The sequence below is a fragment of the Flavobacterium sp. GW821-FHT11G01 genome (assembly GCF_058808175.1).
In genome coordinates, this window is sequence record NZ_JBXARK010000007.1 from 125,900 (window position 1) to 151,618 (window position 25,719).

At 34.3% G+C, this 25,719-nt stretch carries 15 protein-coding genes; 4 read left to right on the top strand and 11 right to left on the bottom strand.

Annotation, left to right across the window (positions count from 1 at the left end; translation table 11 throughout):
• Positions 1 to 465: 465 nt before the first annotated feature.
• From AC1RRN_RS14020 to AC1RRN_RS14040, 5 genes are all read right to left on the bottom strand, one after another.
• The gene (locus AC1RRN_RS14020) at positions 466 to 3,135 is read right to left on the bottom strand and encodes a glycoside hydrolase family 3 C-terminal domain-containing protein (protein WP_492967884.1); all 2,670 of its coding nucleotides are present in this window, start codon (positions 3,133 to 3,135) and stop codon (positions 466 to 468) included.
• A 58-nt stretch (positions 3,136 to 3,193) separates the two neighbouring features.
• Positions 3,194 to 4,531 carry an alpha-L-fucosidase gene (locus AC1RRN_RS14025; RefSeq protein WP_492967885.1) on the bottom strand — a complete coding sequence of 446 codons (1,338 nt, stop codon included), beginning with the start codon at positions 4,529 to 4,531 and terminating at the stop codon, positions 3,194 to 3,196.
• Positions 4,532 to 5,096: 565 nt separating this feature from the next.
• Positions 5,097 to 5,876: an L-fucose dehydrogenase gene (locus tag AC1RRN_RS14030; protein ID WP_492967886.1), complete on the bottom strand. Its 780-nt coding sequence runs from the start codon at positions 5,874 to 5,876 to the stop codon at positions 5,097 to 5,099.
• A 74-nt stretch (positions 5,877 to 5,950) separates the two neighbouring features.
• Positions 5,951 to 6,298 carry an L-rhamnose mutarotase gene (locus tag AC1RRN_RS14035; protein ID WP_492967887.1) on the bottom strand — a complete coding sequence of 116 codons (348 nt, stop codon included), beginning with the start codon at positions 6,296 to 6,298 and terminating at the stop codon, positions 5,951 to 5,953.
• A gap of 467 nt (positions 6,299 to 6,765) precedes the next feature.
• Positions 6,766 to 7,632, bottom strand: a complete 867-nt coding sequence (locus AC1RRN_RS14040) for an AraC family transcriptional regulator (protein ID WP_492967888.1) — start codon at positions 7,630 to 7,632, stop codon at positions 6,766 to 6,768.
• Between the two features lie 269 nt (positions 7,633 to 7,901).
• Here AC1RRN_RS14040 and AC1RRN_RS14045 point away from each other — a divergent pair, with 269 nt between their 5' ends.
• From AC1RRN_RS14045 to AC1RRN_RS14060, 4 genes are all read left to right on the top strand, one after another.
• Positions 7,902 to 10,358: a prolyl oligopeptidase family serine peptidase gene (locus AC1RRN_RS14045; protein WP_492967889.1), complete on the top strand. Its 2,457-nt coding sequence runs from the start codon at positions 7,902 to 7,904 to the stop codon at positions 10,356 to 10,358.
• Between the two features lie 132 nt (positions 10,359 to 10,490).
• Positions 10,491 to 11,495 carry an isoaspartyl peptidase/L-asparaginase family protein gene (locus AC1RRN_RS14050; RefSeq protein WP_492967890.1) on the top strand — a complete coding sequence of 335 codons (1,005 nt, stop codon included), beginning with the start codon at positions 10,491 to 10,493 and terminating at the stop codon, positions 11,493 to 11,495.
• Positions 11,496 to 11,526: 31 nt separating this feature from the next.
• Positions 11,527 to 12,975, top strand: a complete 1,449-nt coding sequence (locus AC1RRN_RS14055; RefSeq protein WP_492967891.1) for an alpha-L-fucosidase — start codon at positions 11,527 to 11,529, stop codon at positions 12,973 to 12,975.
• A gap of 15 nt (positions 12,976 to 12,990) precedes the next feature.
• Positions 12,991 to 15,114: an alpha-L-fucosidase gene (locus tag AC1RRN_RS14060; protein WP_492967892.1), complete on the top strand. Its 2,124-nt coding sequence runs from the start codon at positions 12,991 to 12,993 to the stop codon at positions 15,112 to 15,114.
• Positions 15,115 to 15,236: 122 nt separating this feature from the next.
• Here AC1RRN_RS14060 and AC1RRN_RS14065 read toward each other — a convergent pair whose 3' ends face one another.
• From AC1RRN_RS14065 to AC1RRN_RS14090, 6 genes are all read right to left on the bottom strand, one after another.
• Positions 15,237 to 15,527 (bottom strand): hypothetical protein, encoded by a 291-nt coding sequence (locus AC1RRN_RS14065; RefSeq protein WP_492967893.1) that lies wholly within the window; start codon positions 15,525 to 15,527, stop codon positions 15,237 to 15,239.
• A gap of 82 nt (positions 15,528 to 15,609) precedes the next feature.
• Positions 15,610 to 17,844 (bottom strand): GH92 family glycosyl hydrolase, encoded by a 2,235-nt coding sequence (locus AC1RRN_RS14070; RefSeq protein ID WP_492967894.1) that lies wholly within the window; start codon positions 17,842 to 17,844, stop codon positions 15,610 to 15,612.
• 33 nt (positions 17,845 to 17,877) lie between these two features.
• Complete coding sequence (locus tag AC1RRN_RS14075; RefSeq protein WP_492967895.1) at positions 17,878 to 20,199, bottom strand: beta-N-acetylhexosaminidase; 2,322 nt, start codon at positions 20,197 to 20,199, stop codon at positions 17,878 to 17,880.
• Positions 20,200 to 20,203: 4 nt separating this feature from the next.
• The gene (gene lacZ / locus AC1RRN_RS14080; RefSeq protein ID WP_492967896.1) at positions 20,204 to 23,344 is read right to left on the bottom strand and encodes a beta-galactosidase, LacZ type; all 3,141 of its coding nucleotides are present in this window, start codon (positions 23,342 to 23,344) and stop codon (positions 20,204 to 20,206) included.
• Between the two features lie 216 nt (positions 23,345 to 23,560).
• Positions 23,561 to 24,643, bottom strand: coding sequence for a putative glycoside hydrolase (locus AC1RRN_RS14085; RefSeq protein ID WP_492967897.1), 1,083 nt, complete (start codon positions 24,641 to 24,643; stop codon positions 23,561 to 23,563).
• Between the two features lie 6 nt (positions 24,644 to 24,649).
• Positions 24,650 to 25,717 carry a carbohydrate-binding family 9-like protein gene (locus AC1RRN_RS14090; protein WP_492967898.1) on the bottom strand — a complete coding sequence of 356 codons (1,068 nt, stop codon included), beginning with the start codon at positions 25,715 to 25,717 and terminating at the stop codon, positions 24,650 to 24,652.
• Positions 25,718 to 25,719 lie beyond the last annotated feature (2 nt).

Sequence of the window (25,719 nt, forward strand, 5' to 3'; positions counted from 1 at the left end):
GAAGCAAATATATATTTAATAAAACGATTTACAAAAACGTTTTAGTATTTTTTTTATTTCTATTTATTTTTTTTAACATTATTAAAGAATATTCTTAATTAATACTCCCAATAGGCTACAAATAAAACAAATACGGTTTATTCAATGAACGTGTTTTTTTACTAAATAATCTAAAATTCCCAAAAAATCAATAAAAATTAATGCTTTAAAAACAACCTTTCAAAATGCAAAAAATTATGATATTGTTAACATAAACTTTCAATACTTAAAATTCATTTAACTTTTTAAATATGCGAGTTCTTAAATCGTTTTAGTAAAAAATCATTTTCTATTTTTTTGCTTTTTTTTAAATTGATTTGATGCATTATTTTCTTTTCTAATTCCAATACTTCTGCTTCAATTTCAATATTTTAAAAGTGTTAATTTTTTCTTACATTTTTTTTCTATCAACACAAAACCTGACACTTATTCAGTAACATTAAAAATTTCTCTCAATCGAATATCTCTTGAAGAAGCACCGATCATAATTCTGAAATCACCTGGTTCAACCACCCATTTCATTTCCTGATTTAACATTTGTAATGTTTCATTATTAATATCAAATGCTATTTCTTTTGATTCTCCCGCTTTAAGCGAAATTCGCTGAAACCCTTTCAATTGTTTGATAGGCTGCGCAATTGATGACAAAACATCTCTTACATAAAGCTGAACTACTTCATCTCCATCAATATTGCTGGTGTTTTTTATGGTACAATATACTTTTGTTGCTTCAGATTTTCCTATTAGTTTTTTATCAAATCTTAAATTGCTATATTCAAAAGTCGAATAACTTAACCCGTAACCAAAAGGAAATAATGGTGCTCCGTTTAAATTGGTATAATCATCTGAACGGCCAGTTGGTTTGTGATTATACACCAATGGTAATTGTCCTTCAAAAACCGGAAAAGTAATGGGCAAACGTCCAGCTGGATTTTTATCTCCAAACAAAATATTAGCCACTGCATGACCACCATCTTCGCCAGAATACCAAACATCTAAAATCGATGGTACGTTATTAATCCATTTATCCATCGTGATGGCGCTTCCTCCAACTAAAATCACTACAACCGGTTTTCCTGTTGCAGCTACTGCGTTTATTAATTCTTCCTGATGTCCTAACAAACCTAAATAAGCACGGTCATTAAATTCTCCTTCTTCGATTCCGGCAGCAATTACAGCTATCTCAGACTTTTTAGCGGCAGCTACGGCTTCTTCAATTTTATTTTGCCAATCATTGTTTACGCCAATATTCCAAACTAATTTGAACTTAGCATAACCTTGCGATTCAAAAAATTCAACTTTGATATCATATTCTTTGTCTTTTTCAAAATTGAAATCGACCAATTTTGTTGAATACGTCTGGCTTTTCCAGTGGTCAATAATTAGCTTTCCATTCAAATACAAACGATAACCGTCATTGCCTTCAAAACCTATTTTATAAATTCCTGACACAGGAGATTTGATTTTCCCAGTCCATTTAGCCGAATAAAAATCGTAGTTAATTTTTGCCTGATCAGGAGAATATAAAGTCCAGTCAAAATTAATAGCATTATCTAATCTTGTTACAACCGGACTTCCGCTTAATTGTACATTATTGAAATATTCTCCTGTCAATCCGTTCACCGTTTTCCCATTTTCAACACTGACTAAATTAGCCGATGGTACAGCAGTATATTCCTTATTTTTTCTCGCGCAACCTTCAGCAAGATTAATCTGAGTTGATTTTCCTAACTTTGCTTTTATTCCGTCAAGTATATTTACTTTTCCGTTTCCTGGCCCGCTGTAACCTCCCAATCGGGCTTCGGTAATATCATTTCCAATTAAGGCAATTGATTTAATTGATTTTTTAAGAGGCAAAACATTGTTTTCATTTTTCAACAAAACCATTCCTTTTTCGGCTGCTTCTCTTGACAACAACTTATGCAGCGGATTTCCGTTCCATTTATTGGTTTCTTTTTCGTCGGCATACGGATTTTCAAACAATCCCAATTCAAATTTCAATCTCAAAACCCTCGCTACAGATTCGTCGATATTTTTCATATCAATTCGTCCGTCCAGAAAAGGCGGTTGAAATAATTTATAATGATCAAAAGCCGTTTGAAAAATTACGTCTAAACCATTATTAATGGCATTGGCGCTCGATTCAGGATAATCTTTGGCCGTATAATGCAGTACATTTCCACCACCTACGGCATTCGCATCTGAAATAATGAATCCTTTGAAATTCATTTCACCTTTCAGTTTTTTATTCAACAACCAATCATTTGCTGTACACGGACTTCCATTTAAAGAGTTGTACGAAGTCATTACACTTCGACTTCCTCCTTCTGTAAAACAAGCGCGAAATGGAGGCAGCTGATATTCTTCTAAATAACGTTCACTATACTCAATTGGATAACTGTCACGACCTCCATCTCCACTATTGGCAAGGAAATGTTTAGGCGTTGTAATAACACCTCTTTCCTCAAAAGAAGAAACATAAGCTACTCCCATTTTTGAAGAGAGAAATGGATCTTCACCATAGGTTTCCTCTACTCTTCCCCAACGAACATCTGAGGCAAGATTGACAACCGGCGATAAAATTTGACGAATTCCACGGCTTTTTGATTCCATTGCAATAGCTGTTGAAACTCTTTTTACCAAAGCCGGATCAAATGTTGCCGCCAATGAAATGGACTGAGGAAAAGCAGTTGCTCCATCTCTTACTAATCCGTGCAAAGCTTCATCAAAAGCAATAATCGGAATTCCGAGACGTGTTTTTTCAACAAAATACTTTTGAATTTTATTGATGAGTTTTACGGTTTCCTGTGCATTACTTGCTGCACTGTAATCTAAAATCTGGTTGCTTGCATCGGTACTTCCTTTAGCGCTTACCTGAAAACCAAAAATTCCATTTTTATAATTATCTGCTCCATCAGACAAATCACCGGGAATCATGAACATTTGCCAAAATTTTTCCTCAACCGTCATTCGGGACAATAAGTCCTGAACGCGCTCTTCAACGGGTAATTTTGGATTTTTATATTTTGGAGTGTTTTGAGAAAACAATGTTTGAACTCCAAAAAATAAAGTTATTAAAAATGCTTTTTTGTTCATGATCATACTTTTGAAATACCATTAAGGCATGAATTATAATCTGTTATTTTGATTAATATTAGTTCGTCAGGAAACCTCCGTGACCTCTGTATAATTTAATTGGTGCATCTAACGTAACTTTAATGCAAGTCACATATTTATCGATAGCACTCTCTGGCAAATCGATGTAAACCAATCCCGGAACAGCGCTCCATGAAATTTTACCCACCACTTTATGCGTCAATTTTACATTTGAACCTAAAACCGTAATATCCTCAATTTTATTATCAAGCCCTTTCAACATCAATTGTCCCGAAGTTTTTCCGTGAACAAATAAGTAAAGTGTTTTTGAATCTTTAGAAAGTGTAGTCGGTCCATAAAAATGTCCTAATGGAATTCCCGGAATTGTTCCAAAAATACCTTCACCGTTTCTTCTGTTCCAGTCACCCAATTCTTTCAATGTAGAAACAACTGTTTCAGGATATGTTCCGTCAGGTTTTGGCCCGATGTCTAATAATAAATTTCCTCCGTTTGAAACGGCATCGACAAAAATGGTAATAATTTCATAAGGTGTTTTCCAGTTCGTATCGCTCACACGGTAACCCCAGTTTTCATTCATCGTCATACACAATTCCCACCATTTATAAGCTGGTCGAACCACAGGGAAATTTTGTTCCGGAGTGTCGTAATCACCATATCCCTGCAAACGTCCGTTGATAATGGTATTTGGATTTCTGTCTAACATCATTTTACGTGTTTTCTCCGCTTGCCATTCTTCAGCGCTATGTTCCCAGTCACCGTCAAACCACCATAAATCTGGATTGTACCAATCTGAAATTTCTTTGATTTGCCCTTGAAAAAACTTTTGAAAACGTTCCCAACGAGCCGGCTCTTTTTTGATAGCGTAACGTGCTTTCTCTTTCAAAAATCCAGGATAATCGTTGTGTGTCCAATCAATTAAAGAAAAATAAGCACCACATTTAATATCTCTCTTGCGTAACTCTTCAAAAAAAGGTTTCACCATGTCTTTTTTAGCAGGACAAGTTTTTACCGAACTCAACTTACCTAATTTAGTATCGTACATCGCTACACCATCATGATGTTTTGTTGTAATTACAGCATATTTTGCACCAGAGTCTTTAATCATTTCTGCCCATGCAGCAGGATCGTAATTACTCAAAGTATAGCTTTTTTGTTGTTTCATATAATCTTCTACAGAAATATTTCCGTTGTGGAAACTCCAGGATTCAGAAACATCGGCAACGGAATAAATTCCGGCGTGAATGAAGATTCCAAGTTTCGCATCTTCAAACCATTTCATTTTTTGAGCAATATCCTGTGGAGCAATTTTATTCTGCGCTGCTCCGGTAATAGCTGTTCCGACAAGTAAAGCAGTTAAGATTATTTTTTTAATCATTTTATTATTATATTTTTTAAATTCTGATTGTTGTTTTAGAAAATTGTTTTTTTTGATTTCCAAACAGTGTTAAATGCGTTGTTTTAAGAACAATATTTTTACACGGCGTAAGCGTAAATCTTCAGCCAATTCAAGATCCTCAGATTCGACATTGATTATTGTTCCTTTAAATCTTATCGCTTTTTTGCAATCAGTATTGACAGTAAAACAAAAGACAGATTTCTTAAAACAAAAACAATCTTTATTTAACGCTAAATCTAAACAAATTTGATTTTTGGTAAAACTATTTTAGACGGACGACACATAAACGAAGATAAACGCCAAAAAAATCATAAAAAACATTCTTATTATGAATTTCAGTTCTGATAAACTTTATAGTATACGATTACATTATCATTTACTTTTTGGCTTACTTACTTTTTATTTAACACTTTTTAATAGGGAGGCTATTTCGATGATTGGCATTCATTAAAAAGAAACTTAATGAGTCTTCCAATTCACATGACCTTATTATGTTATTTGAATATTTTGATTTTATGAAAAAATAAAATCAAAACAATTATAATTATAACGAACGATCTAAATGTGTATAACCTCCATCGACATAAATTAATTGACCGGTTGTGTGACTTGATTTGTCAGATAATAAGAATACTGCCATATTCGCAATTTCCTCAGCGGTCGTCATTCTGTTTTCAAATGGAATTTTAGCTGTAATTTCTTTTAATTTTTGCTCCGGATTTTCGAGTGTTTTAATCCATGTTTCGTATAATGGCGTATAACATTCTGCCACAATAACGGAATTAACACGAATTCCATATTTCAATAATTCGACAGCCCATTCGCGGGTTAAAGCATTACGCCCGCCGTTTGAAGCCGCATAAGCCGAAGTATTTCCCTGACCGGTATCAGCAGTTTTTGAACCAATATTTACAATGGCTCCTTTTGTCTTTTTTAATTCTGGTAAAGCGTGTTGCGCCATTAAATAGTAGTGAACCAAATTTTTATGAATCGATGCAACAAATTTTTCGTAATCGCCACTTTCTAAACCTACACCATCATTTACACCTGCATTATTGATTAAACCATCAATACGACCACACAACTTTACTACCTGATCAACGGCACTTTTACAAGCTTCAGGATTTGTCAATTCGGCTATAACAGATAAAGCTTTTCCGCCATCAGCTTCAATTTCTTTAACTGCATTTTGATTATCGGCATCAGCTCTTCCAACTATTACCGGGATTGCACCTTCTTCAGCTAAAACTTTGCATATTCCAAGACCTATTCCTTTTGCGCCACCGGTTACGATAATTATTTTATTAGTAAGATTAAGATTCATTTGTTTTATTATTTTGGTTGAATAGTTAGTTTTTATAAGGTCAGGACTAATGATGTTCCTAAAAAGTAATGAGTCTATCGACTCTTATTCAGGTCAAATATTTTCTCCATCAACATCCATTTTTCACCTTCTTTTGCCCAGGGCAACGCTTTTTGATATTTCCACATTAGTTCTTCCCATTTTTGAACCACTGGATTACTTGCGTCCATCTCTCCCTTTTTTTCAAAAGTAAAACTCTCGTTGGCTTCAATAATCATAAACAATCTGTTCCCAACACAATAAATATCAAGATTTTCAATTCCTGAATTAACAATACTTTCTGTAATTTCAGGCCAGATTTTTTCATGATATTTTTTGTATTCCGCTATTAGAACCGCATCATCATTCAAATCTAATGCGAGACAATATTTTTGAGTTACCATATTTTTTTATTTTAAAATTGAAGGTTACAAACCTAAAATCAGAGATTAACAATTAACAAACATTTTTAAGATGAGATGGCTTCTACTTTCTCATTAATAATGAAATACATTATTTTACTAAAACGTTTTATATATTTTGACATAACATTTTAATCCAATCTTAAAAAATAAAATTATTGCATTATTAAGTTTTATTTTAGCTCAAAATTATCATTAATTAAGCAATTATTATCTTAATAACTAATTCCATAAAAAAGACAGAAATAATCACCTGTTTTAAAAATAATTTATGGATTGAAAAAAAATATTCGATTTATAAAATAAAAATGCAAAAGACATCTCTCTAATTTTAGTAAAAACGAAACAGATTTAACAAAAGTAAAGTTGTCCTTATTATTCTTTGTTATCGTAGTTGAAAAACAACAGAAAAAAGTACCACTAAATTAAATGTGAAGGAGTTTAAAATCTTAAACTAAAGCATTTCTTCTATATTCCTTAGGAGTTGTTCCAATTAATTTCTTGAACAGCTTATTGAAGTTTGAAGCTGTTTTATAACCGCATTCATAGGCAATTTCAGAAACTCCTAAATCGGTTTCAATTAAATACTTACAAGCATTTGAAACTCTTATTTCGTTCAGGTATTCTACAAATGGCTTTTTCGTTTTAGCTTTAAACATTCTACAAAAAGACGTAGGTGTCAGGTTGGCGATTTTAGAAATTTCATCCAATGATATTTCTTCCTTATAATTAGATTTTACATATTTAAAAACTGCTGCAAGCCTGTCATTTTTATTTTCATCGTTAACAGAAACATATGAGTCATCATTAATATATCTTAGATCTTTGCTTTTTGACAGAAGAAACAAAATTTCAATCAGTCCCATGACAACTTCAAAACCTTTCTTTTTTAGCAATTTTTCCATCTTTTTAGAAATAATTGCATTCGTTTGTCCGGTTATAGAAACTCCTTTTATAGCCTGAGAGAAAAACTTTTTAACTTCAAGTGCTTCCGGTAATTCATAGAAAGAATCTCCAAAAAGATCCCGGCTAAAATAAATCACAATGGCTTTGGCTTTTAAACTATTTATTCCTTTATAAAAAATTTCATCATTAAGCCAAACATGCGGAATATCATCTCCAAGAAAAACCATATCACCAGCTTCAAATGATTCTACAGAATTTCCAATAATGCGTTTTCCGTGACTTTCTAAAATATAAACCAACTCAAATTCCGGGTGTGAATGAAAAGGCGATTGAAAAAAAGATTCTTCGCGAGAAAACACAGATAGCGACGTATTAGTATAAGAAGCGATATTTGTTTTTACAATTTTCATTTTTTCAGAATAACAATGATAATTAATAACTAAATAAGGATAAAATCGGAGTATTTACTAAATTATTTTAGATATAATTTTATATTTCATAAAAAACAAAAATAACAAAAAATCATTACGACTTTACTAAATCGATTTAATAAATTTAAAAAAACGTAAAATTATCGGAAATAAATTGTTAAATCAGCAATTTTGCCCTTTTTATAGGTAAAACGGTTTAGTAAAAGTCTGAAAAGTTGGAATAAAATAAAAAAAATAAACTTCTAAAAATGAAAAAAGGCCTTTTAATTCTCTCTATTCTGTTGTGCATAAATTCGATTGCGCAGACAAAAACCACCGGAAATGTTGTTGAATACTTTGGTAAAGAAAAAATTGTTACAACTGCTGAAGGAAATGTCTTGTATCATTTTATAAATGGCTATACCCTGCAAACCGAAAATAGAACAGGTACACTTTTTAACGGGCAAGACCTTATAGCCTGGCAATATGCGGTTGGGAAATTTGTAAATCCGAATAAAGAAAAAGGAGATTGGCAGGAAATCAATGTAGATTCTGCCAAGGTTTTCAGCGGAAAACCTATGAAATCTGCGTTTCTTTACACACAATATAATGCTTCAAAAGAGCAAATTGTACTTCTTGAAACTACAGGCGGAACCCGCACTTATATTAATGGTTTGCCACACGAAGGCGATCATTATGATTTTGGTTACACTTTGATTCCATTTAAACTTCGCAAAGGTGTTAACGAATTTATATATACTAAAGGTCGTTTTGGGCGTGTAAAATCAAAAATTATTGTGCCTTCAAAAAGCATTCAGTTTACTAAACGCGATTTGACATTGCCAGATGTTATTAATGGCGAAATTGACGAAAAATGGGCTTCAATCCGAGTAATTAATGCTACTGAAAAAGAATTGAAAAATCTTGTTATCACAGCCACTTTATCAAGCGGAGAAAAAGCGACTTATGCAACAGATGCAATTATGCCTATGTTTGTCAGAAAAGTAAAATTCAAAGTTCCGGCTGCAAAAGCCAGTTTTACAGGCGAATTAAAAATGGAACTAACGCTTGCTGACAAAAGCGGAAAAGTAATCGACAAAACAGAAATTACCATTCAGCAACGCTCTGCAACTGTGCATCATGAACGTACATTTGTAAGCAAAGTTGATAATAGCGTTCAATATTACAGTATAGCTCCTGCTTTGGGAAGTGGTCAAAAAGCATTAGTCCTTTCTGTTCACGGTGCTTCTGTTGAGGCCCGAAATCAGGCAAGAGCTTACAAACAAAAAGATTGGGTACATATTGTTGCTGCTACGAATCGTCGTCCGTTTGGTTTTAACTGGGAAGATTGGGGAAGAATCGACGCGTTGGAAGTTTTGGCTGAAGCTAAAAAAGTATTCAATACTATTCCGGCTCAGACTTATTTAACCGGTCACTCCATGGGAGGCCACGGAACCTGGTTTCTTGGAACAACCTATCCGGGTAAATTTGCTGCCATTGCTCCTTGTGCTTCCTACCCTGACATTTCGATGTATGGATTTGACAAAGGCGATGAAATGCATGATATGTTTAAAGCATTTGAGCCTATCAAACGCTCCGCTAATTCCGGTCGTGTTAAAAGTATGGTACAAAACCTGAAACAAGCAGGAGTTTATATGCTGCATGGTGATGCCGATTCGACTGTTCCAATTTCGCAAGTGAGAGAAATGCGTCAGATTTTAGGCACTTTTCATCCTAACTTTTGTTATTATGAATATCCTGGCGGCGAGCATTGGTATGGCGATCATTCTGTAGATTGGTTTCCGATTTTTGAATTCTTCAAGCGTCAAACAATTCCAACCAATAAAGAGGTTAAAGAAATTGATTTTTATACCGCTACTCCGGCAGTTTCTTCAACTGATTACTGGATAAAATTACAGCAACAAATTCTTCCGTTTGATTTCTCCAATATCAATGCGAAAATTGATAAACAGCAAATTAACATCAAAACAAAAAATGTTGCGATAATGGAACTTGATTTGGCTTCATTAGATTTAAAAGGAGAAATCACACTAAATATTGATGATCAACTAGTAAAAACAACTCCGGATAAAAAAGCTATTCTGAATTTGAAAGAAGGTAAATGGGAATTGATAAACGAAATTAACACAGCAGAAAAATATGCAGAACGTCAGGGCGGATTCAAATTTGCGTTCGATAATAATGTAGTTTTTGTTTATGCAACAGGTGGTTCTGATTCGGATCGTGAATGGTATTTAAACAGAGCCCGTTTTGATGCTGAGACTTTTTATTACAGAGGAAATGGAAGCATCGATGTGATTTCGGACAAAGAATTTTCATTAGAAAAATACAAAGACAGAAATGTGATTCTTTATGGAAATGCATCCAACAATAGTGCGTGGAAATTACTATTGAAAAGTGCCCCGATTCAAGTAGACAATCAACAAATAAAAGTGGGTGACAAAGTAATAAAAGGTGGTGATCTTGCTGCCTATTTTGTTCTGCCAAGAAAAGACAGCAAAATTGCCATGGTAGGAGTTGTTGCAGGTACTTCTGAAAAAGGAATGAAGGCAACCTGGGCAAACAATTATATTTCAGGAATTACCGGTTTTCCTGATGTTATGATTTTTAAAGCCGATTTACTTTTGAATGGATTACCAGATATGGAAGTAAGCGGTTTCTTTGATAATAACTGGTCTACCAAAACATTAGAGTTTTTCAATTAAAAGAAAACAAAGCTAAAATTCACGATTTTAGAGTTAAAGAACAGGGTGTGAAATTTATTTACTAATACGATTTAGTAATTAAATAAAAACACTTAATTTTAACAACAAAAGCAAATAAAAAGACACTAACATATGAACAATCGTAGAAATTTTCTAAAAACAGCAGCAATGGCTTCGGCTGCTGTAGCATTGAGTTCTTTTACTGGAAAACCAGAAGAGAGCGAAGATCATGATAACCTTTCGGATGGAAAAATAAGAAAACCTATTGTACTTTCTACCTGGAATTTTGGTTTGAAAGCCAATGAAGCTGCCTGGGAAGTATTAAAAAAAGGCGGACGCGCCTTAGATGCTGTAGAAGCTGGAGTAAAAATTCCTGAAGGTGATCCAACAGAAAGAAGTGTTGGTTATGGCGGAAGACCGGACAGAGACGGACGCGTAACCTTAGATGCCTGCATCATGGATGAAATGTCAAATATTGGTTCTGTAGGTTGTCTGGAATTTATCAAACATCCTATTTCTGTTGCGCGTGCCGTAATGGAAAAAACACCACACGTTATGTTGGTTGGTGACGGAGCGCTTCAATTTGCTTTAGCACAAGGTTTTCCAAAAGAAAATCTATTGGTTCCTGATTCTGAAAGAGAATGGAAAGAATGGTTGAAAACTTCAGAATACAAACCAATTGCTAATATTGAAAATCACGATACTATCGGAATGATTGCTTTAGATGCTGACGGAAATCTTTCGGGAGCCTGCACCACAAGCGGAATGGCGTTCAAAATGCACGGCCGTTTAGGGGATTCTCCCATTATTGGTGCAGGTTTGTATGTTGATAACGAAATTGGCGCTGCAACTGCAACAGGTCATGGCGAAGAAGTAATAAGAATTTCAGGTAGTCATCTAGTTGTTGAATTAATGCGTCAGGGAAAATCTCCGCAAAAAGCTTGTGAAGAAGCGGTTTTAAGAGTCGTTAAACTGATGAAAAACAGAAAGAAAGATTTAAAAGATATTCAGGTTGGATTTATTGCCCTGAACAAAAAAGGCGATTATGGTTCTTATTGCGTTCAAAGTGGTTTTAACTATGCTGTTTATGATGAAACCGGGAACAAATTGATTAATCCTGAGTTTTACATAAAGTAATCCACAATAACTACTTACCAAAAACCATAAAATGAAAAATAAATTCAAATTATTATATACGACTTTTGTCTGTGCCAGTGCTCTTTCGCTTCATGCACAGGGAGATTTCAGTATGAAAGCGGATAAATCAGAAGAAGCGGGTTATGTTTGGACAAAAGATCCTTTAGTGAAAGCGAATCTGGATAAATGGCAAGGTTACAAATTTGGAGTTTTAATCCATATGGGACTTTATACACAGTTAGGAACTGTAGAATCCTGGGGATTGGCTCCTGAAGATTGGGTAACTAGAGATGGCTACGACGATTATTACAAATATGCTACGGATTACAGAAATACAAAATTCAAATTAAATCCATCGAATTTAAACTCTGAAAAATGGGCTAAAATGTTCAAAAATGCCGGAGCAAAATATATGATTTTCACGTCTAAACATCACGACGGATTTTGTATGTATGATTCAAAATACACCGATTTTAAAATCACCAATCCGGAGTTGCCTTATGCTAAAAATCCAAAAGCCGATGTTTTAAAAGATGTATTGGACGCTTCAAGAAAAGAAGGATTGGCTGTGGGAGTTTATTTCTCAAAACCAGACTGGACTACAGAAAATTTTTGGTGGTCGTATTATCCTCCAAAAGACAGAAATCCTACTTATGACATCAAAAAATTTCCGGAAAGATGGCAAAGTTATGTACAATACACTCAAAATCAACTGAACGAATTAACTACAAACTACGGAAAAGTGGATATTCTTTGGCTGGATGGATGTTGGGTTCGTCCATTATCAACCATCAACAAAAAAGTAGAAGAGTTTTGTAAATATCCGTATGATATGGATATCAATATGAAATTAATCTCAGAAAAAGCCCGTCAAAAACAACCCGGAATGTTGGTTGTAGATCGTTGGGTTCCGAGCGAATATGAGAATTATTTAACGCCTGAACAAAAAACACCTGAAAAACCATTAACTGTGCCTTGGGAAAGTTGTATTACCCTTGGAGGAGCCTGGGGATGGGTGCCAAATGATCATTACAAATCTTCTAAAGAAGTAATTCAGTTGATGACTAGCATTGTGGTAAAAGGCGGAAATCTATTATTAGGCGTCGGTCCGGATGCCAAAGGAGAATTTGACCCTAAAATTGAAACAACTTTAGCTAATGTTGGTAAATGGTTATCTGTAAACGGTGAAGCTATTTACGATACCAAACCTGTTGCACCGTACTTAGATGGAAAAGTGGGTTATACTCAAAAAGGAAATGCAATTTATGGCATTTACATGCCTGCAAAAGACGAAAAAGAACTACCAGCTGAAATTAGCATTAAATCTGACATTAAAGGAAATTTAAAAGCTTCTTTACTGAACAACAAACAAAAATTGACCACTAAAAAAGTGGATGGCGGAATCGTGGTTACAATTCCAAAAGAATTGAGAACTTCGTTAGCCAATCAGGAAGCGGTGGTAATTAAAGTAACGCAATAATTGATATAAGATCAAATGAAAAAACTACTATTAACTTTCTTAGGATGTTTTGTCTTTTTGTCGATGACGGCACAGAAAATTGGCCCACCCGCTCCTTATGGAGCTTTGCCAACTGAACCGCAATTACGCTGGCAGGAATTGGAACAATATGTTTTAGTGCATTTTACTCCAACGACTTTTCAAAATAAAGAATGGGGATATGGTGATGCAGATCCTAAAATTTTTAATCCTGCAAAATTTGATGCGAGTCAAATTGTGAACGCTGCGAAAGATGGCGGTTTTAAAGGCGTTATTTTTGTTGCCAAACATCACGATGGATTTTGTTTATGGCCTACAAAAACAACAACTTACAACATTAGTGCGAGCCCTTTTCGTGATGGAAAAGGTGATATGGTAAAAGAATTTGAAGTGGCAGCACGTAAAGCCGGAATGAAATTCGGACTCTATTGCTCGCCTTGGGATCGAAATAATGAAGATTATGGAAAACCTGAATATGTAGAAAAATACCGTAATCAATTGAGAGAATTGTACACCAATTATGGTGACTTATTCATTACCTGGTTTGATGGTGCAAATGGTGGTGATGGTTATTATGGCGGTAAAAATGAAAAAAGAAACATCGATCGATCTACGTATTACGGCTGGGATAAAACCTGGGGAATATCTCGAGAATTGCAGCCCGGAGCCGCTATTTTTGCTGATAATGGTGATGTACGCTGGGTTGGAAATGAAAGAGGTTTTGCGAATGAAACTTCCTGGGCCACTTTTACACCAGAACCAATAGCAGGTAAAACCATAGCCGTTCCCGGAGAAACCGATTCGGATAAAGCGCAGGGCGGAACACGAAACGGTAAGTTCTGGAAACCAGCAGAATGTGATGTTCCACTTAGAAATGGCTGGTTCTATCATGCAAATGAAGACAATAGTGTAAAATCCGTTTCGGAGTTATTCGAAATTTACTTAAAATCTGTGGGAAGAGGTGCTGCAATGGATATTGGAATTGCACCCAATACAGACGGTATATTACATAAAAATGATGTAAAAGCTTTGAAATATTTTGGTGATTTTTTGAAGAAATTATTTGCTGATAATCTTGCACAATCTGCTATAATTACGGCTTCAGAAGTTCGAGGTGAAAATCAAATATTTTTCGGAACCAAAAACCTGACTGATAACGATCGTTATTCCTACTGGGCTACCAACGATGATGTAAAAAAAGCCTGGATACTTTTAGAATGGAAAAAAGAGCAAACTTTTAATATTATCCGTTTAAGAGAAAATATCAAATTGGGGCAACGCATTGAAAAAATTGAAATTGATGCTTTTATCAATGGACTTTGGAAAAAAGTTGGCGAAGCTACCAGTATTGGCGGCAACCGATTGATACGTTTATCCAATTATATCACAACTTCAAAATTGAGAATTCTTATTAAAGAATCTCCCGTTTGTATTGCTTTAAGCGATATTGGTGTTTTTAATGAACCAGAACTATTACCTCTTCCAAAAATTAAAAGAGACAAAGACGGAAAGGTTTTTATAACTACTGAAACAACAGTAAATCAAATTCGTTACACAATTGACGGAACAGAACCTACTCTACAATCTCCAATTTATGTAAATCCATTTCCATTTTTGATCTCAGGTGAAATCAAAGCCAAATCCTTTGGAACAGATATGAAATCTGGCGAAACTGCAATTCAATCTTTCAATGTTTACAAAAAAGACTGGAAAATAGTTACCTCTAGTTTTGAACATGAAGAAAAAGAAAAAGCATCAAACGCTATTGATGAAAATAGCGAAACCGTTTGGAGTACAGCTGAAAATACATCATTAACACCTTTACCACAATTTGTGGTTATTGATATGGGGCAAGAAATGGAAATCACAACTTTATCTTATTTGCCACGTCATAATGGAACAGGTGGAATTGTAAAAAATTACCAATGGGAAATAAGTACAGACGGTACAAACTGGACAACGGTTGCTGAAGGCGAATTTGCCAATATCAAGAGTAATCCGGTTGAGCAAAACATTATTTTAAAAGCATCGGCGAAAGCCAGATATATCAAGTTTGTTGGAAAAACTAGTGTAGATGGAAGATATATTTCTGTTGCTGAAATAGGTGTAAAAACGAAATAATTTTGTTTTTACATAGTTTAATTATACAAAAAAGTCCATTCGCTGCGGCGAATGGACTTTTTTATTATATAAGAAAGAGACTTTTATTACACCACTAGGAATGAATGAAGTAGTTAGAGTTATTAATCCATAAGTCCTTCAGTATACTTTCTTGCAAGCATCTCAAATGTCGGTTTCATAAAATCCTGAAAAGCATTTGCTTCTTCGAGGCTATTAAAAGATATTAAATATTCATCAAGTCTGGCAATTATTCGAAAATTAAGATGGCTAATATAGCCTTGAAATTCTTCCAGATATTGATACTTTGCACCGTCCAATTCGATACCTGATAATTTTTCGAATGGTTGTCGCTTTGCGTTTATGTATTCTTCCGCATCTTTAATAAATTCTTCTCTGACTTTTTCGTAGCTCATAACTTGATAATTAATATATTATTATAAATCTTTTTCACTGCTAACGCGAGTAAAAAACAGCCTATTTTAAAATATTGATATATTATTCCTGAATCACTTTCAGCGTTGTTCCGTTTACAAAATCATCATGCGAAATAAAGAAACTATTTAAGGCTTTTCCATTTAACTGAATTTCTTTAATTTTTCCTTCCGTATTCTTTTCTCTCTCAATTACAATATTTTCTTTCTTATAATATTTTGAATCCAACTGAATCGTTATTTTATCAAACATTGGCGTTGTAATAGTATAAATTGGATCTCCCGGTGATATTGGGTAGAATCCCATCATAGAATATACCAGCCACGCCGACATCGTTCCTGTATCGTCATTTCCAGGTAACCCTTTTGGTTCATTTTTGAAATATTCTCTCACTAATTTCTGTACCATTTCCTGACTCTTCCACTCCTCGCCTTTTATGTAATTGAACAAATAAGGATAAGCAATATCCGGCTCGTTTGCCATATCAAATTGTTTGATATCAAAAACTTTTTGTAATTGATCCGAGAAAGGTTTATCACCGCCCATTAATTTTATCAAACCTCTTATATCATGTGGCACCATAAAAGCATATTGCCACGCATTGCCTTCAATAAAGCCAACATTGGCCTGAAAATTTGCTCCGGCTACAGGATCAAAAGGTTCGTACCAATTGTCAGTAGCAGTTCTTGGTCGAAGTAATTTTAAATTCTTGTCATACAATTTTTGATACGATAAGGAACGTTTGGTAAAACGCTTATAATCTTCTTTTTCACCTAAAGCTTTCGCTAAAAGTGAAATCGCATAATCTGAAGTATTATATTCAAGCGTTGTAGAAACAGGCCCAGGGTAATTGGTTGATAAATATCCTTTGTCAAGATATTCTTTAAGCCCGGGACGCAACGGATTTTCTTCAATTTGGTCGGCACCTTTTAACATGGCATGGTAGGCTTTGTAAATATCAAAATCCTGAATTCCTTTTAAGCAGGCATCTACAATAACAATACTGGCCGGATCGCCAACCATTGTAAATGTTTCTGTTGAATTTAATTCCCATTTTGGCAACCAGCCGTTTTCATCATACATTTCCAACATGCTTTTTATCATATCAGATTGTTGTTTCGGATAAACTAAAGACGTTAACGGATACATATTTCGATAAGTATCCCACAAAGAAAATACGGTATAGCGCGTGTCTGTGGTTTTTCCAATCTTGGTTCTTTTTATTTGGGGATATTCTCCATTAACATCATTTAGAGTATTTGGATGAATTAAAGTGTGATACAATGCGGTATAAAAAATAACTTTATCCTGATACGAGCCACCTTCGACTAAAATTTTAGAAAGCTCCTTGTTCCATTCCTCATATGTTTCTTTATAAACAGCATCAAATGATTTATTCCCGGTTTCTTTTTCTAAATTTTCACGGGCATTTTCGATACTTACATAAGAAACTCCGATTTTAACTTCAACTGTTTCTTTTTTATCAAATTCATAAGTAAAATAAGTTCCAATGCTATCTCCAACAACCGTTTTAACGGTATTTTTCATCATTCGGGTTTTACCATTGTAACCCATCCATTGTGCTTCAACACCTTCGTATTTTGGTGTTTTTTTCCAAACTCCGAAGTGATTTGCAGGTTTTGAAAATTTGGCCACAAAATAAACTGGATAAGCATCTTCAGGACTATTATAACAAAACGAACCTACAGAACGCATTCCTTCAATTTCTGTTGATGAAACCACTTTTACCATAGCACCTTCTTCGTTTGTCAATCCTAAACCAAGATTCAGTAAAATATTAGATTGTCCTTTAGGGAAAGTGAATTTGCTGACTCCGACTCTTTTCGAAGCCGTAAATTCTCCTTTAATCTTGTATTTGTCAATGTTTACACTATAATAAGCCGTTTTAGCAACTTCATTAGAGTAAGTCGAGCCATATTTCAAATGATTGGTTTCAATCGCGCCAGTTGTTGGCATTAGCAAAAGCACACCTAAGTCAGGACAGCCTACGCCACTTAAATTTACCTGACTAAATCCTGTCAAAAATGTATTTTCATTTACATAAGGATTAGACAACCATTGACTGTCTTTTTCTAAAGGTCGATTTTGAGGTCCCGCTACATTAAACGGACTAATGCTTGCCATTCCTCTTGGTGCAATTGGTCCCGGAAAAGCAGCGCCATAATTTGAGGTTCCGATCAACGGATTCACAAAATCTGCCGGCTGTTGCCCAAAAATGCTTATGCTAAAAAACAGCATGCAAAAAATACATGCTGTTTGGATTGTTCTATTTCTCATTTCTATTTTAGCTTTTATTTCTATTAGCCGTTTTTAATTCACCAGTATTTCATCAACAAATAACCATGAACTATCTCCTTTCGGACTCTTTCTTAAATTAACTGCTATTATTTTTACAAATCTCGCATTTTGTTTTTGAAAATCAATTTTAAAATCTTTTAATTCTGAAATTGGATTTGCTGCATAAGTTCTGTTCACTTTTCCAACTTCTTTATATTTGATACTGTCGTTCGAAACCAAAACTTTAATTTGTATCGGAAAATTGATTCCGGCGCCCTGACTTTCCAAAGTTCCAACCGTTACCTGCTGTATGCTTTCTTGTTTTTCAAGATCAATTACAATTTCCATATCATTAACTAACCATGCCTGCCATTGACCATCATGAAAGTTTTTAGAACCGCGAATTGTATTTACCATTCCAAAAGGCCCATCTCCTTTGTAGTTGCTGTTGTATGGTGTCAGGTAACTAACTTTATGTGCCACCGCTTTATGAAAAACGATGGTATCGGTAAAAGTTTTTCCGACTGGTTTATCGTTTTGAAATAAAGAAGCTTTTAAAATCGTTGATTCGTTAAACGGAATTGGATTTGTATATTTTAAAGCCTGTTGATCTAAAGGTTTATTACCGATGACATAGCGAATATCCGGATTTGGAAATTCATTTTTAAGTGTAACATTAATCTTTTTTTGAGCTAAATCTGCACTTGAAGAAGCGGTTACCAAATAAGCGCTTTTTGCGTAATTAATACCTAAATAATTATAATGCTGTAATAATGAGGTTAATCTTGTGGTGAAATCATTCCAATTGCGACTTTCTTTTGGGCTCCATAAAGTCTCAGATAAGGCAGCCAATCTTGGAAAAATCATGTATTCAGAAGCACTTGGACTCGAAAGAAATTCTGCCCATAAATTGGCTTGTCCACCTAAAACATGTTTTGCCTGCTCTGGTGTCATACCAGAAACAACAGGATCAAATTCGTAAACTTTATTTAATGGATTATAGGCATCGAAAGCCAATGGTTCTTCATTTTGAGGTCCCTGATAAAAATTAAAATAACAAGGTGATTCCGGTGTCATAATAACATCATGACCTTGTTGCGCTGCTTCAATACCGCCTTTGGTACCTCTCCAGCTCATTACAGTTGCTTCGGGAGCCAAACCTCCTTCTAATATTTCATCCCAGCCAATTATCTTTTTGCCTTTTGAATTGATGTATTTCTCCATTCTTTTTACAAAATAACTTTGTAATTCATGGGTGTTTTTCAAACCATTTTCCTGCATTCTTTTTTGACAATGCGGACATTTTTCCCAATTGGTTTTAGTGGCTTCATCGCCACCAATATGAATGTATTTTGAAGGGAAAATGGTAATCACTTCATCTATTACATTCTGTAAAAACTCAAATGTTGTTTCTTTTCCTGCGCAATAAATATCGGTAATAGGCCAGACTCCTCCTGATGGCACTCCAATACGCTGATCAAAACAAGATAATTCGGGATACGCTGCAATAGCACTGCTTACGTGTGCCGGCATTTCGATTTCAGGAATAATTTCAACGTTTTTTGCAGCAGCATATTTTACAATTTCTTTTAATTCTTCCTGAGTTAAAAATCCACCGTAAGTTCCTTTTTCATCCGGATTTGTGGCAAGTCTCGCGTTCCATGATAAATTTTCCTGATTGACTCTCCACGCTCCAACTTCGGTTAATTTTGGATATTTTTTAATTTCAATTCTCCATCCCTGATCGTCAACTAAATGCAAATGCAAAACGTTCATTTTATGCATGGCTAAACGATCTATCGTAGTCAGAATATAATTTTTATCAAAGAAATGACGCGACAAATCTAACATTAAACCTCTCCATTGAAAACGAGGTTTATCATTTATGACCAAATTCGGAATTTGCCATTTTTGCTTCAGAATGACATTTTTACTTTCAATAACAACCGGAAGCAATTGTCGAATACTTTCTAATCCGTAAATAAAACCGGCTTGTCCTTTGGCTGTAATGGTGATGGATTTTGAATTTACCTCTAATATATATGCTTCTTTATCTAAAGTTTCGTCCACTTTAAATTGTACATAATTGTTATTTGGAATAGCGGTCGATAATTCAGGACGAAATCCGCCCGCTTTTTCAAACTTGCTTATAAGAGCATTGGAGATTTCTTTTTGAAAATCAGTTACCGCAATAAACTTTGTGCTTTTAGAAAATTCAAATGTGCCTTTGTTGATTACAATCTGCGTTGGTTTCGGAATAATTTTAATGTCTTTTTCCGTGTACCCTTTTTGGCTATAACCCGCAGTTAAAACGGCTAAGAAGATTAAGACAAATACTGCTTTTAATGTTCTCATATTATTATTTTAATGATGGTGTAATTTTAAATTGATACTGATAGTTTTTATCTCTCAAAAGATATTTTTCCATTGGCCAGGCTTGCCAGCTGTCGATACCTCCTACTCCCATTTGTTTGTAATCAATTTTTAAACTGGTTAAATCTCTTTCTTTTAATTCGGCTGCGTGTCTTTGATCTTTTTTCAATCCATCATCTAAATCTTCATTCAAATAGTGCAAAGCTGTAACTGCTAATAAATTATCTGATACTACGGTTAATTTCAATTTATCGTTTGATAATTCAAGCCAACGCACATCTGTTTTATTTCCGGTTTCCTGCGGGCGAATATACGGATAATACTGTTCTGAAACCGTCTGCGTGTAAAGTCCCACTTGCGAACTGTAATTACGATCGGTGTAATTTTCGTGTGGCCCTCTTCCATAATAACTCATCTGGCTAAAATCTTTCGGAACAATTATTTCCATACCAAATCTTGGCAGCATTGGTTGTTCTTTTGTTTTATCAATGTTTAGCTGTTCTTTCACGCCTAATTCTCCGTTGGCGCTAAGTTCGTAATTCAAAACTAATTTTGAAAGGACCTGAGGTAAATCATACGTTACCGTAACTAAAATTTTATTGTCTTTGGTTATAATATAAGACCAATTTACAAGTGTCGGGTTTTCTGTTGCTTCTTTCCATGCCTTCAGTTTTTCCTGCAGATAGGCTCCAAAATCATTATCGTTTGGCGCTCTCCACAAATTAGGACGCAATTGATAGCCTTCTTTTATAATGGGTTGATTTTGGAATGAATAACCATTTATAAATCCAGTTTTCTTATCAAAAGCAATTTCCATTTTATCACTTTTAAATATGGTACTATTTTCCTTTTTTTCTACCAATACTTTTGAAGTTCCTTCAATTTTAATATCATTTTTCCAGCTTCCTTTAAATGTCAATTGGTCTGTTGCAATTTGAAACCCTTTTGGTAAAAACGGTTCGTCTTCTTTGATATGATACGTCACATTTATAAAAGCTTCCTGAAACTGTTTTCCGCTTAAATTGACCGGTATTTGATACGATTTATATTCGTTGGGTTTTATTTCTAAATTATCAATAACACCATTTTCAGCTTCTTTTCCGTCCAAAATTAATTTCCAATGTAAACTCACATTACTTAAATCTTTAAATGAAAATTCATTGTAAACTTTTATTGTTGCTGACTCTTTATTTTCCCATGAAGTCAGGATGTTTTGATAGACATTTCGCACTTCAAATGCATGCGGATTTGGCTCTCTTTCGACAGTAAAAACACCGTTGTTTACAAAGTTATTGTCGTTTTTCATGTCTTTGGGACCAAAATCTCCACCATAAGCTAAAATTCGCGTTCCGTCTGCCGTTGTTTTGTAAACCGATTGATCAATCATATCCCAAATGAAACCTCCTTGTAAATTTGGATATTTTCGGATAATATCCCAATAATCTTTAAAATTTCCCATTGAATTCCCCATGGCATGTGCATATTCACACAAAATATACGGTCTTGACGGATTTGGATTGGCCAGAATGTATTCTTCCATTTTATCCGGAGAACTGTACATTGGATCAATGATATCCGAATTCCATTCGTATTTTAAATCTTTTCCGTCCCAGGCGCCCGCGGTAGCTCTTTCGTACTGAATGGGTCTTGATTTATCGCGGTTTTTAATCCACAAATAACCTCGATAAAAATTATAACCGTTACCCGCTTCGTTACCCATACTCCAGATAATTATTGAAGTGTGATTTTTGTCTCTTTCCACCATACGTTGCATACGCTGTAAATGTGCCAATTCCCAATTGGGTTTATTTCCCAACGTTTTGGTAATATCATACCCCATTCCGTGCGACTCTATGTTGGCTTCATCGACTACATAAATTCCGTATTTATCACATAATTCATAGAAATATTCGTCGTTTGGATAATGCGACATTCTCACGGCATTGATATTAAATTCTTTCATGATTTTAATATCCTGTTCCATGCGTTCTCTCGAAATTGTTTGTCCCGTTACCGGATCCGTTTCATGACGATTCACTCCTTTTATGTAAATGGCTTTTCCGTTAACCAAAAGCTGTCCGTCTTTGATTTCTACTTTTCTGAAGCCTATATTTTGACGAATAACTTCAATAATATTTCCTTTTTTATCTTTCAGAAGAAAATTAACCTGATATAAATTCGGAATTTCAGCGCTCCATTTCTTCGGGTTATTTACAGCAAAATCGAAGGTTTGTTTTTCGCTTAAAGCGGAACTATTTTTTGAGGTAATGATTTTATCTCCGTCTTTCAATTGAACCTCTAAAGTATAATTGTCTTTTTGATTTAAATTGGAAAATTCAGTTGAAATTTTCAAGCTTCCGTTTACATAAGAAGCATCTAAATCCGGAACAATTTCATAATCTTTTAAATGGGTTTTATTTCGGGCAACCAAATAAGAATCACGTGTAATTCCGCTCATTCTCCAGAAATCCTGACATTCTAAATACGAACCGTCATTCCATTTCATAACCTGCAAAACAATCGTGTTTTTACCGGTTTTTACATATTTATTTAGGTTGAATTCAGACGGCAACTTTCCATCTTCACCATAACCCACATAAACACCATTAACCCAAACTGTAAGATTTGATTTTGCTGTACCAACATGCAGAAAAATATCTTTTCCTTCCCATGATTTATCGATTATAACTTCTCTTCTGTAAACTCCGGTCGGATTAAATTTTGTTGGAACAAATGGCGGGTTTGGAGCCATTAAATAATCAAAATCGTAAGTGGTATTTACGTAAACTGGAAATCCGTAACCGTTTACATCCCAACTTGCCGGAATTTTAAAATTATCCCAAGATTGATCGTTAAAATTGCTTTTTTCAAATTCCTTTGGAAGAGCTGCCGGACTGTCTACATATTTAAATTTCCAGGCTCCGTTAATATCTAAATAGTTTTTTGATGATCTCCAGTCATTATTAGCTGCTAATTTTTCATTTTCAAAAACATAATAAGCCGCGTGCATAGGCTCTCTGTTCTCTTCATTTATTTTTTCATTTTGCCAAAAAGGAATACTTTCCTGCGCCTGAACAGAAAATATAGAAACTATTGTGAGTGCGGCTATGAATACAGTTTTTTTCATTCTTTGATTTTTACTCTTGTAAATTCTTAAATTTTATTCCGTTAGAAAAATAATAAAGCATTCTTTCTTATGAAATAAAAACTCATACTATATTAAAACAAACAGAACCACAATTGTTATTATGGTTCAGAATACAAAAAATATAAAGTTCTTTAGATCAAAATCCGAATATCTGCATTAACCAACACTACAGACATCCGGATTTGATAAAAGTTACTAATTATTTAAACTTGCTTTTGTTTCCTTAATTGTTTTTAGATTGCTCTCAGATAAAGCACCGCCATCAAAAAAAGAAACTCCAACGGCACCATTTTCTTTTGCTAATAAAATGGCTTCTTTTAATTCCTTATCCGATTTTAATCCTGGAATGTAAATTCCGGTATTAACTTTCGTTTGTTTGCCTTGTAAATCGGCTACGCCTTGTTTTGTTGCATAACCAACCCAGTCAATTTCTTCATCATAAAAACTATGATAAATCATTGGATACACTTCATCGATATCCCATTTATCCCAACGTTGACGCACCATATGATCGGCCATTTCAGGATAAGGAAAAACTGCTGCCGTTAGTTTTTTATTGTGTTTGTGTACAATTTTATACGCATCATTTACCACAGCTTGTATCGCATTAAGTCTGAAGTTTTTCCACTCCATATCGATAGAAGTATTGTGACTCGTTTTTGGATTTTTATGATGTATTTTTTCAAATGCTTTTACACATTCGTCGCAATAGCAAAAATCAAATTGAGGTAATTCTACGTCCTGAACTAAGTTGTATTTTGGTAATAAACTAATTGGTAAAAAGATGTCCGGGAAACGAATGTAATCTAAGTGAACGCTTTCAATACCTTCAACTTTTGCCAGTTCTTCAACTAGATGTAAAACGTGTTCTCTTGATTCTTTTCTTGTTGGACATAACCATTGATAATAATCTACATACGGGCGGTTATCGAAACAAGATTTTCCTTCTTTACTTACCTGATACCAGTCCGGATGCTGTAAAGCAATTGAATCTCCGGGTCTGTTCATAGCCATAATCCAGGCATGCACTTTTAGACCTTCTTTTGCTGCTAAAGGCGCTATTCTTGTTAGTAGTTTTGGATCAGTTCCGGTATTTATTAATACTTCATCAATTCCTCCCTCTTTGTATTTTTTGAATTCTTTTGTATAATCTGCATCCGATTTTTTAGCGTCTGCGGTTGTCCAGACACCAAATTTAAAAGTGGTTTGTTCTTCTTTTTTAGTACAGGAAAAAATACTAAGTGCTAATAAAAAAAGTAATAGTTTTGGTAGTTTCATAGTGGTTTATTTTGATATTATTTTGCCGTCTTCTTCTATAATTAAGGTTTTATTCGAAAATGGACTTTTTACAACTATATTAAATCCAGATGCGTGATTTTCAAGTACTGGTTTTAATATTTTTCCATCAACAGTAATTGTTTTATTAGTAAGATCTGCTATCGATTTTGCCCATGTTTTATTTTTGTTCTGATATTCTTTTTGAGCTCTGTAAAGCGTGAATAATTCCCATTTGACTTTTTCATCCTGCGGAATTTCGAAACTATCTTTTCCTTCTTTGGAAGAAAAATAAACATAACCCCATTTTTCAGGTTCATGCATATTGATTACGCCCATAGGCGACCAAACCCAATTGTACTCCGGAAGAAATTTTCCTTCAGCATCTTTCTTGCGTTCATAACTGCCATTTTTAATATCATGCTGCCAATTAACTCTCGAAAAATTTACTCTCCAGAATTTATCTACAGGAACATTTTGATCAAAATAAGATGTTTTGTAAGACGCCCACGGAATTGCCATTTCTAAAACCCAGCCTTCATCAGTATCTTTTGGATTGTTTAATGTTCCGTTGATTTTTACTGCGGATTTTAAACCCGGAATATTCCAGTCATTAACAACAACTTTATCATCTTCTCTGTACGGTTTTGTTAAAAATAGATCCCAAGCTGTATTTAAAGCATTAATTTCTAATTCATAATAGTTAAAAGTGTCGCTATCGGGATCTATAAAAACTTCAAAATCATTGTTATAAAAAATAATGGTATCACGTTGTTTTAAATTGGCCCAAACATGCGGTTCCTCCATTTTTGCCAGTATATAAAAGTTGGTTTCGTCCCAAAGCATTTTTACTTTGGTTGCATATTTTGGTTTTATATCATTTGAGATATCTTCAAAAAGAGCAGTCCATTCTACTTTATTCCACGAAGCATCAGTTTCCTCTCCGTCAATTGTAATTGGAGTTGAAGTTTTAGCAGCTACATATGTTTTTGGCACAAGAGCTTTTTTCGATTGTGAATAGCCATTTATCGAAAGAATTCCTAAAGCAACCGCTAAACATTTAGATTTTAAAAGCATAT